This is a genomic window from Brevibacterium sp. K72 (assembly GCF_050562175.1).
Lineage (GTDB): Bacteria > Actinomycetota > Actinomycetes > Actinomycetales > Brevibacteriaceae > Brevibacterium > Brevibacterium casei.
The window spans coordinates 3,019,421-3,034,618 of sequence record NZ_CP191582.1 but is presented as its reverse complement, the minus strand read 5'-3'; the positions used below and the strand labels follow the sequence as shown (position 1 = coordinate 3,034,618).

The 15,198-nt window shown below is 67.8% G+C and carries 10 protein-coding genes and 2 tRNA genes; 9 read left to right on the top strand and 3 right to left on the bottom strand.

The window, feature by feature from the left end:
- Positions 1-64 precede the first annotated feature (64 nt).
- The 3 genes from ACQ1RG_RS13745 (at position 65) to ACQ1RG_RS13735 (ending at position 3,240) form a co-directional block, all read left to right on the top strand.
- Complete coding sequence (locus ACQ1RG_RS13745; protein WP_009377187.1) at positions 65-1,555, top strand: dicarboxylate/amino acid:cation symporter; 1,491 nt, start codon at positions 65-67, stop codon at positions 1,553-1,555.
- Positions 1,556-1,787: 232 nt separating this feature from the next.
- Positions 1,788-1,858 (top strand) — tRNA-Gly (locus tag ACQ1RG_RS13740).
- 251 nt (positions 1,859-2,109) lie between these two features.
- Positions 2,110-3,240 carry an IS1249 family transposase gene (locus ACQ1RG_RS13735; protein WP_144589524.1) on the top strand — a complete coding sequence of 377 codons (1,131 nt, stop codon included), beginning with the start codon at positions 2,110-2,112 and terminating at the stop codon, positions 3,238-3,240.
- 74 nt (positions 3,241-3,314) lie between these two features.
- Here ACQ1RG_RS13735 and ACQ1RG_RS13730 read toward each other — a convergent pair.
- Positions 3,315-3,396 (bottom strand) — tRNA-Leu (locus tag ACQ1RG_RS13730).
- A 190-nt stretch (positions 3,397-3,586) separates the two neighbouring features.
- Here ACQ1RG_RS13730 and ACQ1RG_RS13725 point away from each other — a divergent pair.
- Positions 3,587-4,171, top strand: coding sequence for an ANTAR domain-containing response regulator (locus tag ACQ1RG_RS13725; protein WP_009377188.1), 585 nt, complete (start codon positions 3,587-3,589; stop codon positions 4,169-4,171).
- A 158-nt stretch (positions 4,172-4,329) separates the two neighbouring features.
- On the opposite strand, the gene ACQ1RG_RS13720 is transcribed toward ACQ1RG_RS13725, so the two are convergent.
- Entirely contained in the window at positions 4,330-4,785 is a 456-nt protein-coding gene (locus ACQ1RG_RS13720; RefSeq protein WP_009377189.1) for a PaaI family thioesterase, read from the bottom strand.
- Positions 4,786-4,826: 41 nt separating this feature from the next.
- On the opposite strand from ACQ1RG_RS13720, the gene polA reads away from it, so the two are divergent.
- A complete protein-coding gene (gene polA / locus ACQ1RG_RS13715) occupies positions 4,827-7,496 on the top strand; it encodes a DNA polymerase I (RefSeq protein WP_430600166.1) in 2,670 nt (889 codons plus the stop codon).
- A 94-nt stretch (positions 7,497-7,590) separates the two neighbouring features.
- Here the strand turns inward: polA and ACQ1RG_RS13710 are convergent, their stop codons facing one another.
- The gene (locus ACQ1RG_RS13710) at positions 7,591-8,430 is read right to left on the bottom strand and encodes a class I SAM-dependent methyltransferase (protein ID WP_009377191.1); all 840 of its coding nucleotides are present in this window, start codon (positions 8,428-8,430) and stop codon (positions 7,591-7,593) included.
- 192 nt (positions 8,431-8,622) lie between these two features.
- On the opposite strand from ACQ1RG_RS13710, the gene rpsA reads away from it, so the two are divergent.
- The 4 genes from rpsA (at position 8,623) to uvrB (ending at position 15,159) form a co-directional block, all read left to right on the top strand.
- A complete protein-coding gene (gene rpsA / locus ACQ1RG_RS13705; RefSeq protein WP_009377192.1) occupies positions 8,623-10,101 on the top strand; it encodes a 30S ribosomal protein S1 in 1,479 nt (492 codons plus the stop codon).
- A 109-nt stretch (positions 10,102-10,210) separates the two neighbouring features.
- Positions 10,211-12,010 (top strand): hypothetical protein, encoded by a 1,800-nt coding sequence (locus ACQ1RG_RS13700; RefSeq protein ID WP_430600165.1) that lies wholly within the window; start codon positions 10,211-10,213, stop codon positions 12,008-12,010.
- Between the two features lie 38 nt (positions 12,011-12,048).
- A complete protein-coding gene (gene coaE / locus ACQ1RG_RS13695; RefSeq protein WP_063250268.1) occupies positions 12,049-12,957 on the top strand; it encodes a dephospho-CoA kinase in 909 nt (302 codons plus the stop codon).
- Between the two features lie 69 nt (positions 12,958-13,026).
- A complete protein-coding gene (gene uvrB / locus ACQ1RG_RS13690) occupies positions 13,027-15,159 on the top strand; it encodes an excinuclease ABC subunit UvrB (protein WP_236586864.1) in 2,133 nt (710 codons plus the stop codon).
- Positions 15,160-15,198: the final 39 nt, after the last annotated feature.

The window sequence follows — 15,198 nt, the reverse complement described above, 5'->3', positions numbered from 1 at the left end:
TGCAAGGAGTCGTACTTCGCCGAGGGCATCCGCGCACCTCGGCACCGCCGTCGAAAGGAAGCATATGAGACTGCCGGCATGGTCGAAGTCCTTCGGAGTGCAGGTGACGATCGCCCTCGTCGCCGGCGTCGTCCTCGGACTCGTCGCCCGCTCGTGGGGACCGGTGAGCGAGGCCCAGGACAACTGGCTCGGGCAGACTCTCGAGACCATCGGGTCCTCGTACGTCACCCTCCTCAAGGCGGCGGTGGTTCCGCTCATCATCACCGCGATCATCGCGAGCATCGGCAACCTGAGGAAGGTGACCAACGCCGCCCGCCTCGCGGTCTCGACGCTGCTGTGGTTCGCGCTCACCGCCTTCATCGCCGTCGTCATCGGCCTGCTCATCGCCCTCATCATGCAGCCGGGCGTCCACGCCGATGCGAGCTCCCTGCAGGGCCAGGCGCCCGAACACGAGGGCAGCTGGATCGGGTTCCTCACCGGACTCATCCCGGTCAACTTCCTCGGCCTCGAGGTCTCGACGGCGCCCGGTGACACCGGGGCGCTCGTCTCCGAGGTCGACTTCAACGTCCTCCAGCTCATCATCGTCTCCGGTGCCCTCGGCATCGCCGCCGTCAAGGTCGGCAAGGCCGCTGAGCCGTTCCTCGAGTTCGCCGAGGCGGCACTGGCCGTCGTCCAGAAGGTCGTGTGGTGGATCGTGCGGATCGCCCCGATCGGCACGCTCGGCCTCATCGGCAACGCCGTCAACTCGTACGGCTGGTCGACGATGGGTTCGCTGCTGTGGTTCGTCGTCGCCGTCTACATCGGTCTCGCCGCCGTCTTCCTCATCGTCTACCCGACGATCGCCAAGCTCAACGGCCTCTCCGTGCGCCAGTACTTCTCCGGCGTGTGGCCGGCCACCCAGCTCGGCTTCGTCTCCCGGTCGTCGATCGGCACGATGCCCGTGACCCAGAAGGTCGCGACCGACAACTTCGGCGTCCCGCAGGGCTACGCGGCCTTCGCCGTGCCCTTCGGCGCGACGACGAAGATGGACGGCTGCGCGGCCATCTACCCGGCGATCGCCGCGGTCTTCGTCGCGCAGTTCTTCGGCATCGAGCTCGGACCCATCCAGTACCTGCTCATCGTCTTCGTCTCCGTCATCGGCTCCGCCGCGACGGCTGGGACGACGGGTGCGACGGTGATGCTCACGCTCACCCTGTCGACGCTCGGGCTGCCGCTCGAGGGTGTCGGACTGCTGCTCGCGATCGAACCGATCGTCGACATGGGCCGCACCGCGCTCAACGTCTCCGGACAGGCGCTCATCCCCGCGATCGTCGCGAAGCGCCACGGCATCCTCGATCAGCCCCGCTACGACGCCAAGCGCATCGACGGCTACGTGCCGGTCGCTGTTGAGGCGGCGGGCGGCACCGAGCTGACGGCGAGCGACGAGGACGGCAGTGTGGGTGCCGGCGCGGAGGGCGGCACCGCTGAGGGCCGCGCCGCGGCTGATGCGGTTCCCGCCGACGGCTCCACGACCCGAGGGCAGTCGGCCCCGGCTCGCGAGAGCATCGGCAGCTGAACCAGCCAGATCAGTGACGGCCGCCGGCATTCGTGCCGGCGGCCGTCTCGCATGTTCGGACGCGGAAGCCGCTCGTCGGCATGTGGGACAGGCAGGTGCCACGGACTCAGGGACGACATGAACTCGCGGACGACATGAACTCGCGGACGACATGAACTCATCGATGACCGTCCCGGCGCGGCCGATTGACCGAACCGCCGGGTCATGGTGTAGATTCGGTGAGGTACGCCACGCGGGTGTAGTTCATCGGTAGAACGCTACCTTCCCAAGGTCGAGAGGCGGGTTCGACTCCCGTCACCCGCTCTCAGAGCCCCCGGCCCCGGATCACCCGGGGACCAGCGGGGCGACGCCCGGGCAGGCGCCCGTTCTCTGAATCTCGTGCGCACCCCCGGTGCACCCCTGTCGGAACCACCCCGAGACGCAGAAAGCGCGGGCTATAGGACAGAAAGTGTGTCTCGGATCAGGCTCGTGCCCAGCAATCCCAACGGCAATACCCGGTTTGCTTAGCTGATCGGGCTTAGCATCGATGGGGTGCTTGCAATCGACGTACATGCGTGATCTGTCAAACAAGGCTGAAGAAGAACGGCACGACCAGTGCTGGTACACCGAGGTACCGGTGCCCGAACTGCGGGGCCAGCAGCACCGGTACACGGGCCGTATCGACACGAAGAACCGAGCTGCGGGTCTTCCTCGACTGGCTACTCGGTCCCGCACCACAGACGGCTGTCGATCACTTCGGGTCGACCCGAACCTTCCGCCGCCGCACTCAATGGTGCTGGCGAATCGCCCCGACCGTGTCAGCGACTGGGGAGATCCATGACCAGATCATGCTCGATGGCACCTATTTCAACGGGTGGTGCGTCCTCATCGCCTACACCGGGGAGAAGGTCATTCACTGGCAGTGGTGTGATCGGGAGAAGACCGCGTCCTGGACGGCGTTGATCGCCCGTATCCCTGCCCCGAGATACGCCGTCGTCGATGGCAACGGTCCTTTGACCACTGTGATCGAGACGCTGTGGCCAGATACCCGCATCCAACGGTGTTTCTTCCATATCCGGCAGGCCGGACACCGGCACCTGACCCGGAATCCGAGCTTGCCGGCCAACCAGGAACTGTTGCGCCTGTACCAGGCGCTGCCGCGGGTTGACTCCCGCGATCAAGCAGCAGCGTGGTTGGCGGCGTTCGCGTCGTGGGAGGCGAAGTGGTCAAGGTTCCTCAAACACCGCACCAGGGCCAAAGACGCTGGTGCGAGGCCGGCGCATGTCCGTCGTGGACAGTCGTGGTGGTACACGCATCTGCGGACCCGTCGAGCGTATTTCTTCCTCTCACGGATCATCGCGAAAGGACACTTGTTCACCTGGTTGGATGCCGCTGACGAGGGTATCGAGCTCGCGCGGACGACGAACGCGTTAGAAGGCGGGATCAATGCGGGCATCAAAGGACTGCTGCGGGCACACCGCGGGTTGAGTGAGGGGCATGCCCGGCGTGGGGTGGACTGGTTCCTCTTCGAGAGGTCTCATCAGGCCGGGACGGGGTGGTCCTTGGTCGGGCCGGAGCATTGGGCACCGCCGAAGCGTGTGCGTGCTCCTCGTGAGGAGCCGATCGGACCGGTGGAGTACGGGACAGGGTTCTCGTGGGAAGACGGCATCGGCATCCAGAAGGGGTGGGGAGGACGACGCGGGTGACGCGCCCGGAAAAGACACACTTTCTGTCCTATAACCCGAAAGCGCAGCACCACGGGTGCTGCGCTGGGAATGAGTACCGGATGTGGGACTCGAACCCACACGTCTTTCGACAACGCATTTTGAGTGCGCCGCGTCTACCGATTCCGCCAATCCGGCTCGCCGCGACCAGTGCTCGCGACATCGACAACTCTACGACAGCACGCGCGTGAGTGCCCAATCGGTGACACCCCCTGGGCCCGAACCCTGGTGGCTCTCCTCACAGCGCAATCCTGCGGTCGGCGGTGCGGGCCTGGTCTAGACTGGTGCCGTGCTTTCCAACAGCGAACAACCCACCTCAGATGAATCCGTGCCCGTCCGCCGCGTCGTCGTGGCCGAAGACGAGGCCGTGATCCGACTCGACATCGTCGAGATGTTGCGCGAAGTCGGCTACGACGTCGTCGGCGAAGCCGCGGACGGCGAATCCGCCATCCGGCTCGCCGAAGAGCTGCGCCCCGACCTCGTCGTCATGGACATCAAGATGCCGATCCTCGACGGCATCGCCGCCGCCGAGCGCATCGCCAAGGCCCGCATCGCCCCCGTCGTCCTCCTCACCGCGTTCTCGCAGAAGGAACTCGTCGAGCGCGCCCGCGACGCCGGTGCCATGGCCTACGTCGTCAAGCCCTTCACCTCCGCCGACCTCATCCCCGCGCTCGAGATCGCACTCTCGCGCCACGCGGAGATCAGCTCGCTCGAATCGGAGATCTCCGACCTCACCGAGCGCTTCGAGACCCGCAAGCTCGTCGAACGCGCCAAGAGCCTCCTCCAGACCTCGATGGGCCTGAGCGAACCCGAGGCCTTCCGCTGGATCCAGAAGACCTCGATGGACCGTCGCCTGACGATGCGCGAGGTCGCCGAGACCGTCCTCAAGCAGATCGGCGCGAAGAAGGACTGAGCGCCCGGCTTGCCACACAGCTGCGTCGAGACCGCACACGAGAGCCCCGCCCCGGATTCCGGGACGGGGCTCTTCGCATGGGGGAGGACCACCTCGGCGGGGGAGTCATGCCCGCCCCACCGCCTCGGCGAGCCCTGACGCTCAGGTCTGCTGGACGCTCACGCCTTCGACGCGAGGACCATGTTCGTGATCCGCACGATCGAGAGGAGGCGATCCTCCTCATCGGTCATCCGCACCTCGTGGGAGAGGAGGGTGCGGCCGCGGTGGAGCACCTCGGCGCGCCCGGTGACGATCCCACCGCGCGTCGCCCGCAGGTGAGTCGCGTTGAGGTCGACGCCGACGACGTTCTTCCCACCGCTGGTGAGGAAGGAGTGCATCGAGGCCAGGGATTCGGCGAGGACGACGTGACCGCCGCCGTGGAAGAGGCCCATCGGCTGGGTGTTGCCCTCGACGGGCACGGTCGCGGTCATCCAGTCGAAGCCGATGCCGGTGAACTCGATGCCCATCCGGTTCGCCAGGCCGCCCCCGGCGCCGCCTGAGTTGATCTGCTCGAGCATGCCGAGAGCCTCGGCCTCGGTCGTGTCCTCGGTGAGGCTTGCGTGCGGAACCACCATCGATCTCCTTCATGTCCGTGATGAACGCTAGGCTATTGCATGTGAGTCACGCTAACGAATCCCTCCTGCTCATCGACGGTCACTCCCTTGCCTACCGGGCCTTCCACGCCCTCCCGGCGGAGAACTTCGCGACGAGCACCGGCCAGACGACGAACGCGATCTTCGGGTTCATCTCGATGCTCATCAATGTGCTCCGCGACGAGGCGCCGAGCCACGTCGCCGTCGCCTTCGACCTCGGACGCGAGACCTTCCGCCTCGAGGAGTACGCGGAGTACAAGGCCGGGCGGGCGAAGACGCCGCCGGAGTTCCACCCGCAGATCGACCTCATCAAGGACATCGTCAATGCCATGGGCATCCGCGTCGTGACGAAGGAGGGCTATGAGGCCGACGATGCGCTCGCGACGATGGCCCGCCTCGGGCGGGAGGCCGGCGCGAGCGTCGAGGTGATGACCGGGGACAAGGACTCGTTCCAGCTCGCCACCGACACCGTGACGATCCTCTACCCGAAGCGCGGCGTGAGCGACCTCGTGCGGATGACGCCGGAGGCGATCGAGGAGAAGTACGGGGTCACCCCGGCCAACTACCGCGGCCTCGCAGCCCTGGTGGGGGAGAAGGCCGACAACCTCCCCGGCGTCCCCGGGGTCGGGGACAAGACCGCGGCGAAGTGGCTGACCGCCCACGGCGACCTCCCCGGCGTCCTCGAGCACGCCGACGAGATCGGCGGGAAGGTCGGCGAGAAGCTGCGCGACCACCTCGGCGACGTCGAACGCAACTATCGGCTCAACCGCCTCGTCGACGACGTCGACTTAGGCCTCACCTATGCCGACCTCACCTGGGGCGAGGGCGACCCGGCGGAGCTGAGCAGCCTGTTCGACCAGCTCGAGTTCCAGGCGCTCGGCAAGCGTCTGGCCGCGATCTTCGGCGACGCTGCGACCCCGGCCGGTGCTGAGGTCGCCCCGGCCCGTGAGGTCGAGGTCACGACCGTCGACGTGCCCACCCTGCTTGAGTCCATCGCCGAGGCGGATGTCCTCGCCCTCGACTCGGACGCGACGTACGAACTCGGTCACGGCGACGTCCGCTTCCTCGCCGTGTCCACCGAACCCGGCACCGCCCAGGTCGTCGACCTCGGGGAGGCGAGCGAGGACGAACTCACGGCGCTGGGGGAGGCGCTGCGCGCCTCGGCGCTCATCTTCCACTCCTCGAAGCTCCAGCTCAAGGCCCTGCGATCGGTGGGCATCGACATCGGGGACGTCGCCGGGGACACGGCGCTTGCCGCGTACCTTCTCGTGCCCGACCAGCGCAGCTACGAGCTGCGCGACATCGCCGCCGAACGCGCCGGCATCGAACTCGCCGCCGCCTCGGCGAAGGACGGCCAGCTCTCCCTCGACCTCGACACCGACGCGACCGCACGCACCCACGGAACCAACGCGGCAGCGCTCATCGAGGTCCATGACGTGCTTGCGACGGCGATCGACGAGGCGAACATGACCCAGGTCTACCGGGACATCGAACTGCCGCTCGTCCCGGTGCTCGCGGGCATGGAGATGGCCGGCATCGCCATCGACGAGGACGGCCTGGCCGCGCTCGTCGACGACTTCACGAAGCAGGCGCAGGCGAGTGCCGAGCTCGCGTACGAGGCGATCGGCCACGAGGTCAACCTCGGGTCGCCGAAGCAGCTGCAGACGGTCCTCTTCGACGAACTCGACATGCCGAAGACGAAGCGGACGAAGACGGGGTACACGACCGACGCCGATGCGCTGGCCGAGCTCTTCGTCAAGACCGAGCACCCGTTCCTCCAGCACCTGCTCGCCCACCGCGATGCGACGAAGCTCAAGCAGACCGTCGTCGGGCTCGGCAAGACCGTCGCCGAGGACGGGCGGATCCATACGACCTATCAGCAGACGGTTGCGGCCACCGGGCGTCTGTCCTCGCTCGATCCGAACCTGCAGAACATTCCCGTGCGCACCGAGTCCGGACGGCGCATCCGCGAGGTCTTCGTCGCCGATCCCGCCGTCGAGGGCGGGCTCCTCCTCACTGCCGACTACTCGCAGATCGAGATGCGCATCATGGCGCACCTCTCCGGCGATGCCGCGCTCATCCAGGCGTTCAAGGACGGCGAGGACCTCCACTCGTACGTCGGGTCGAAGGTCTTCTCGGTCGGCATCGACGAGGTGGACGCGACGATGCGCTCGAAGGTCAAGGCGATGTCGTACGGCCTCGTCTACGGGCTCTCCGCGTACGGGCTCTCCCGGCAGCTCGCGATCGGCGTCGAGGAGGCCCGGGATCTCATGGCCCAGTACTTCGAGCGCTTCGGGGCGGTCAAAGACTACCTCGACGAGATCGTCGAGCAGGCCCGGGACAAGGGCTTCACGGAGACGATCATGGGCCGCCGGCGGTACCTGCCCGCACTCCACAGCGACCGAAGGCAGCTGCGCGAGATGGCCGAGCGCGCCGCGCTCAACGCCCCGATCCAGGGCTCGGCCGCCGACATCATGAAGATCGCGATGCTCAAGGTCGCCGACCGGCTCGACGGCTTCCGCTCCCGCATGCTGCTCCAGGTCCACGACGAGATCATCGTCGACCTCCACCCCGAGGAGGCGGACGAGGTCAGGGCGATCGTCACCGAGGAGATGGGCTCGGCGTTCGAACTCGATGTCCCCCTCGACGTCAACGTCGGCACCGGCATCTCCTGGCACGCCGCCGCCCACTGAGAGCAGCGCGCTCGCTCAAGGCGCCCAGCACTCAGCCAAGGGAGGAACACTTGCAATGTGCGCTCCGGCTTGAGTGAGAACCGGGTCGCGCGCGTCAGGCGTCGGGCAGCGTCGTCGCGAAGATCACAGTCCCGGGCATGAGCGCGCCGCGCAGGGGAGACCAGCCGCCCCACGCGGTCGTGTTCGTCTCCGGCCACTCGGGCTCGGTCACCGAGTCGATCGTGAAGCCGGCGCCCACGAGCAGGCTCACCCAGTCGCCCATCGTCCGGTGGTGCTCGGCGTAGACGGGCTGGCCGTCGGCATCGATCTCGACGTACGGCGTCCGGTCGAAGTACGAGTACTCGACGGTCAGCCCCGATTCGCCCGGCACGTCGGGGAACATCCAGCGCATCGGGTGCGTCGTCGAGAAGACCCACTTTCCGCCGGGGCGGACGACGCGGGCCACCTCGGCCAGCACCACCTCGGCGTCCTTGACGAAGGGCAGGGCACCGTACGCGGAGAACGCGATGTCGAAGCTGTTCGAGGCGAACGGCAGGGAGCGGGCGTCGGCGCGGACGAAGGTCGGGGGAGTGGCATCGGGGCTGAGCGGATTCTCCCGCTGCAGGCGCGAGGCCTGCTCGAGCATGCCCGCGGAGAGGTCGATGCCCGTGGCGATGGCGCCCTCCTCGGCGAGCCAGCGGGAGCACTGCCCGGCCCCGCACCCGACCTCGAGGATCTGCTTCCGGGCGACTGTGCCGAGGAGGTGGACGTCCGATTCGTGAATTCCTTCGGGACACCACATGAAGTCCGAGGCGCCGAGGAAGCTGCCGTGCTCGGCGAGGTACTCCTCGGCGGAATTGTCCCAATAGCTGCGGTTGGCGCGCACCGACGCCTCTTCGTCGATCGGCAGATACCCCCCGCTGATGACCTCGGTCGAATAGCTTCCGTCGCTCATGAGTCCTCCGCGAATCGAGGGGCAGATCCCAGGGTGCATTCATGCCCTGAATGATGCTAGTATTGACAACCGTATGTGCGTATGCATACGAGTCCATAATCGTAATCGAGACCGGATGCGACTCCCACAGGCTGTGCAAGCACCCCAAGGGTATCGGATCCGGGACACAATTCCATCGGAGTCCCTACCTATATGACCACCACCACGCCGGAATCGGTGCAGCCGAAGCAGGTCGCTGTCAATGACATCGGAACCGCTGAGGACTTCCTTGCCGCCGTCGACGAGACGATCAAGTACTTCAACGATGGCGACATCGTCGAAGGCACCGTCGTCAAGGTCGACCGCGACGAGGTCCTCGTCGACATCGGATACAAGACGGAAGGCGTCGTCCTTTCGCGTGAACTGTCCATCAAGCACGATGTCGATCCCGGCGAAGTCGTCGAGGTCGGGGACCCCATCGAGGCACTCGTTCTCCAGAAGGAGGACAAAGAGGGCCGCCTCATGCTGTCGAAGAAGCGTGCGCAGTACGAGCGCGCCTGGGGCGACATCGAGAAGATCAAGGAAGAGGACGGCGTCGTCACCGGCACCGTCATCGAGGTCGTCAAGGGCGGCCTGATCGTCGACATCGGCCTGCGCGGCTTCCTTCCCGCCTCGCTCGTCGAGATGCGTCGCGTCCGCGACCTCGCCCCCTACATCGGGCAGCAGGTCGAGGCGAAGATCATCGAACTCGACAAGAACCGCAACAACGTCGTCCTCTCGCGCCGCGCCTGGCTCGAGCAGACCCAGTCCGAGGTCCGCCACGACTTCCTCCAGACCCTGCAGAAGGGCCAGGTCCGTCCCGGCGTCGTGTCCTCGATCGTCAACTTCGGTGCCTTCGTCGACCTCGGTGGTGTCGACGGACTCGTGCACGTCTCGGAGCTGTCCTGGAAGCACATCGATCACCCGGGTGAGGTCGTCACCGTCGGTGACGAGGTCACCGTCGAGGTCCTCGACGTCGACATGGACCGTGAGCGCGTCTCGCTCTCGCTCAAGGCGACGCAGGAAGATCCGTGGCAGCACTTCGCGCGCACCCACGTCATCGGCCAGATCGTGCCCGGCAAGGTCACCAAGCTCGTTCCGTTCGGCGCGTTCGTCCGCGTCGAGGACGGCATCGAGGGTCTCGTCCACATCTCCGAGCTCGCCGTGCGCCACGTCGACCTGCCCGAGCAGGTCGTCTCCGTCGACGAGACCATCTACGTCAAGGTCATCGACATCGACCTCGAGCGTCGCCGCATCTCGCTCTCGCTCAAGCAGGCGAACGAAGGCGTCGACCCCGAGGCCGAGGAGTTCCTCGACCCGGCTCTCTACGGCATGCCGCAGGAGTACGACGAGGACGGCAACTACAAGTACCCCGAAGGCTTCGACCCCGAGACCAACGAGTGGATCGAGGGCTTCGAGGCGCAGCGCGAGATCTGGGAGCAGCAGTACGCCGCCGCCCAGGCGCGTTGGGAAGAGCACAAGAAGCAGGTCGCGAAGGCCATCGCCGCGGACGCCGAAGCCGGCGCTGCGGACTCGGGCTCCGACGCCGCTCCCGCCACCGGGTCCTTCTCCTCCGAGGAGTCGGGCGACGAGGGCACGCTCGCCAGCGACGAAGCACTCGCAGCTCTGCGTGAGAAGCTTGCAGGCAGCTGACATCAGCGCAGTGAAGGGCTCCCGGTCGACAGGCCGGGAGCCCTTTGCATATGCGCGACTGCGACCATGGGCGTGGTACACGCTCATCCTCATCCTCGCGAGCATCTGCGTGTTCGGCGGTGTCGCCGCCGACCCGGGCGGCCAGGTGTCCGCCGGCAACGACGACTCCTCGCTCTTCATCTGGTGGCTCGGCCACGGCGCCGAGGTGCTCGCCGGGTTCCTCGGCTTCGGTGACGGATCCGTCGCCGCCGGGGAGGGCTTCCTCTTCACCGACGCGATGAATGCGCTCGGCGGGGGAGTGAACGGCGCGTGGAACACCTCCCTGACCGGGATCGCGATCGTGCTGGCCCCGCTCACCTGGGTGGCCGGGCCGATCATCGCCTACAACGTCCTCATCCTCGCCATCCCCGTCCTCAACTCGCTTGCGACGGCGGTGCTCTTCACCCGCTTCCTCCGTCGCGGCCCCGCGTTCGCCGCGGCCGCAGGCGTCGGGTTCTCGAGTTACACGATCGCGCAGCTCTCCGGACACCCCAACCTCGCCTTCGCGATCGCCCCGCCGCTCGTCGCAGCACTCGTCCTCGCCCTCCTCGCCGGACCGCGGCCGGGACCCGGCCAGGACGCGGGCGCCCATCCGACCGACGCCGCCGGGGTCGAACGGTCCGGGGACACCCGCGTGCTCGGCCGCCGCACCTGGCTGCTCGGGCTCGGGCTCGGCGCCGTCCTCGGCTTCCAGTTCTACGTCTCCACCGAGGTGCTCGCCGGGACGTTCATCGCCTTCCTCTGCCTCATGCTCGGCCTCGTCCTCTGCGGCCGTTCCCTGCTCACCCGCATCGGCTGGCTGCGCCTGGGAGCCGGCGGCCTCCTCGGCGCCGGGATCGCCCTGATCTGTGCGCTCCCGCTGCTGCTGACGATGGCTGGTCCCAACGCCCCGTCCGGGGCGATCCGCCCACACGGCGTGTGGAACACCGACCTCCTCGATCCCGTCGTCCCCGCGTCCCCGACGCTCATCGGCGCAGGCGAGTCACCGCTGCCACGGGTCATGGACATCGACGGCGCCGAGATCGGCGCCTACGTCGGCATCCCCGCCCTCCTCGCGGCGGCGATCATCGTCCTCGCCTTCGCCCGCCGCTCGACTGCTGTGCGCGTCGCCGCGGTGACCGGCCTGCTCGTCTTCGTCCTCTCGCTGGGATCGCCCGTCCTCCTCGGCGGGTCCGTCCTCGTCCCCACCGGTCCCTTCGCCGTCATCGAGGCGATTCCCGTGCTCAACAACGTCCTGCCCATGCGCCTCGTCCTCCATTCGACCATCGCGCTCTTCGCGATCCTCGGCTGGGGTCTCCAATGGGCGCTGACGGCCCGCCGCCGTCCCCGCGGGATTGCGATGCTCGGCCTGCTCGCCGTTGCGGCCGTCGTCGTCCTCCCCGGAGTCCAACCCGCCCGTGAGGTCTACGTCCCCGAGTTCTACCGCAGCTCCATCGCCGAGGTGATCCCCGCCGGATCCGTCGTCAAGACCCTGCCGCGGCCGCTCGCGTGGGCCGAGCCGCACGCCGATGAGGCGATGGTGTGGCAGTCCGTTGCCGACTTCCGGTACCGGGAGACCGGCGGGTACTTCATCGGCTCGAGCCCCGACTCCCCGGTCACCTACGCCGCCCCCGAGGACGGACTCGATACGGCCCTGCGCCCGACGATCTTCGCCGGGGCCCCCATGCCCGCAGCCGACGACCCCGCCGTCGCCGCCGGCATCGCCTCCCTGCGGGATGCGGGCGTCGACTTCGTCGTCATCGCTCCCGAGGCACCGCTGGCCACCGGGGGACCCGGTGAGCTCGAGGCACTGCTCACGGCGCATCTCGGACAGCCCGTCTTCGCCGACGAGGGAGTCGTCGTCTTTCGGGTGAGCGGGTCCAGCTCCTGATCCGCCACAGCGCCCTCGCAGGGGGATAGGCTGGCCCCATGCTGAGGATCGGACTGACCGGAGGGATCGGGGCAGGCAAGTCGACGGTGGCCGGGCTGCTCGCCGCCCATGGCGCGGAGATCATCGACGCCGACGTCATCGCCCGCGAGGTCGTCGCCCCCGGGGAACCGCTCGTCGACACCCTCGCCGAGGCGTTCGGCCGTGACATCGTCTCCGCCGACGGCGGACTCGACCGGGCCCGTCTCGCCGCCGTCGCCTTCGCCGATCCCGAGTCGACGGCCCGCCTCGGCGCGCTCATGCACCCGGTCATCCGGGATCGGACCGCGCAGCGCTTCGCCGCATCGACCGCCGAGGTCGTCGTCCACGACGTCCCCCTCCTCGTCGAGAACCACATGGAGACCGGCTACCACCTCACCCTCCTCGTCGACGTCCCCGCCGACGTCCGGCTCGATCGCCTCGTCGCGTCCCGGGGGATGGACCGCGACGATGCGCAGGCGCGCATCGCCCGGCAGGCGAGCGACGAGGAGCGGCGGGCCGCGTGCGACGTCCTCATCGACAACTCCGGCACCCCCACCGCCGCCGCGGCGGTCGTCGACCGTCTCTGGACAGAGCGGTTGGCGCCGTTCGCCGCGAACCTCGCCGCGGGCCGTCCGGCGGCGCGTGAGGCCGGCGCCATAGCCGCGCGGCGCGCCGGCGATGCCGAACGCCTCGTCGCGAAGCTGCGGCACGGCACTGGCGAGGAGTTCCCGCTCGCCGTGACCGGCGACGGCTCGTCGGGGGCGCCGATCACCCTCGCGCTCACGGTGCCCGACGCCGGCTCGGCAGAGGCGCTCTCACCGCGGCTGACGACGCTCGGGTTCCCCCCGGCAGCCTCCGACGACGAGCTCCTGCGGGCCAGCGCCGATCCCGGACTGCCCGCCGACCTCGAGGTACGTCCCGCCGGGTGAGGACAGCGTCGGCCCGGTCGGTGCGGTCCTGCCCAGTGTCGTGTCAGGGCCGAGGTCTACGCTGGGACCATGAGCTCATCACGTCCCCTGCCCGCGATCGGGCACCGACCCGACGTCACTCGCACGGTGGCACCGTTCGAGGTCGTCTCCGAATACTCGCCCTCGGGCGACCAGCCCACCGCGATCCGTGAGATCTCCGAGCGCCTCGACTCCGGTGAGCGCGACATCGTCCTCCTCGGCGCCACCGGCACCGGCAAATCGGCGACGACGGCGTGGCTCATCGAACAGGTGCAGCGGCCCACGCTCATCATGGCGCCGAACAAGACCCTCGCCGCCCAGCTGGCCAACGAGTTCCGCCAGCTCCTGCCCAACAACGCCGTCGAGTACTTCGTCTCCTACTACGACTACTACCAGCCGGAAGCGTACGTCCCGCAGACCGACACCTTCATCGAGAAGGACTCGTCGATCAACGACGAGGTCGAGCGGCTGCGGCACTCGGCGACGAACTCGCTGCTCACCCGCCGCGACGTCGTCGTCGTCTCGACCGTCTCGTGCATCTACGGTCTCGGCACCCCCGAGGAGTACGTCGACCGCATGGTCACCCTCCACAAGGGGCAGGAGTGCGACAGGGACGAACTCCTCAAGCGGTTCGTCTCGATGCAGTACACCCGCAACGACATGGCCTTCACCCGCGGCACGTTCCGGGTCCGGGGCGACACCGTCGAGATCATCCCGCAGTACGAGGAGCTCGCCCTGCGCATCGAGTTCTTCGGCGACGAGATCGAATCGCTGCAGACCCTCCACCCGCTCACCGGGGAGATCATCCGCGACGAGGACACCATCCATGTCTTCCCGGCCTCCCACTACGTCGCCGGTGAGGACAGGATGGGCCGGGCGATCAGCGAGATCGAGGACGAGCTCCAGTCCCGGCTGAGCGAGTTCGAAGCCCAGAACAAGCTCTTGGAGGCGCAGCGGCTGAAGATGCGCACGAGCTACGACCTCGAGATGATGGAGTCGATGGGCTTCACCTCGGGGATCGAGAACTACTCCCGCCACATCGACGGTCGTCCCGCGGGCTCGGCGCCGAACTGCCTGCTCGACTACTTCCCCGAGGACTTCCTCCTCGTCGTCGACGAGTCCCATGTCACCGTGCCCCAGATCGGCGGCATGTACGAAGGCGACATGTCGCGCAAGCGCACACTCGTCGAACACGGCTTCCGGCTGCCGAGCGCGATGGACAACCGACCGCTGAAGTTCGACGAGTTCCGCGAACGCGTGGGTCAGACCGTCTACCTCTCGGCGACCCCGGGCGACTTCGAGCTCGAACGCTCCGAGGGCACCGTCCAGCAGATCATCCGTCCGACCGGCCTCGTCGACCCCGAGGTCGTCGTCAAACCGACGAAGGGCCAGATCGACGACCTCCTCGACGAGATCCGGACCCGGGTCGAGCGCAACGAGCGGGTGCTCGTGACCACCCTGACGAAGAAGATGGCCGAGGACCTCACCGACTACCTCCTCGACCACGAGGTCCGCGTCCAGTACCTCCACTCGGATGTCGACACGCTGCGCCGCGTCGAGCTGCTCACCGAGCTGCGGGCCGGGGAGTTCGACGTCCTCGTCGGCATCAACCTGCTCCGGGAGGGCCTCGACCTGCCCGAGGTCTCCCTCGTCGCGATCCTCGACGCCGACAAGGAGGGCTTCCTCCGGTCGACGACCTCGCTCATCCAGACGATCGGCCGCGCGGCCCGCAATGTCCACGGCCAGGTCCACATGTACGCCGACTCGATCACCCGCTCGATGCAGGAGGCGATCGACGAGACGAACCGCAGGCGAGAGATCCAGATCGCCTACAACGAGGAGAACGGCATCGATCCGGCGCCGCTGGTGAAGAAGATCGCCGACATCACCGAGCGGCTTCAGCGTGAGGACGCCGACACCCGTGAGCTGCTCACGGAGTTCGACTACGGCAAAGGCAAGCGCGGCTACAATTCGACGCTCAGCGACGAGCAGCGTCAGGCCGCCTCCGGCGGCAGCTCGCTGCGTCCGCCGGCTGCGGACCTCACCGAGCTCATCGAGTCCCTGACGACGCAGATGCACGCCGCCGCCGCCGAACTCCAGTTCGAACTCGCCGCACGCCTGCGCGATGAGCTCTCGGATCTCAAGAAGGAGCTGCGGGCGATGAAGGAGGTCGGACACGCCTGACCGTGAGGCCATGAGAAGGTGACTATACTGGTGTGGCTG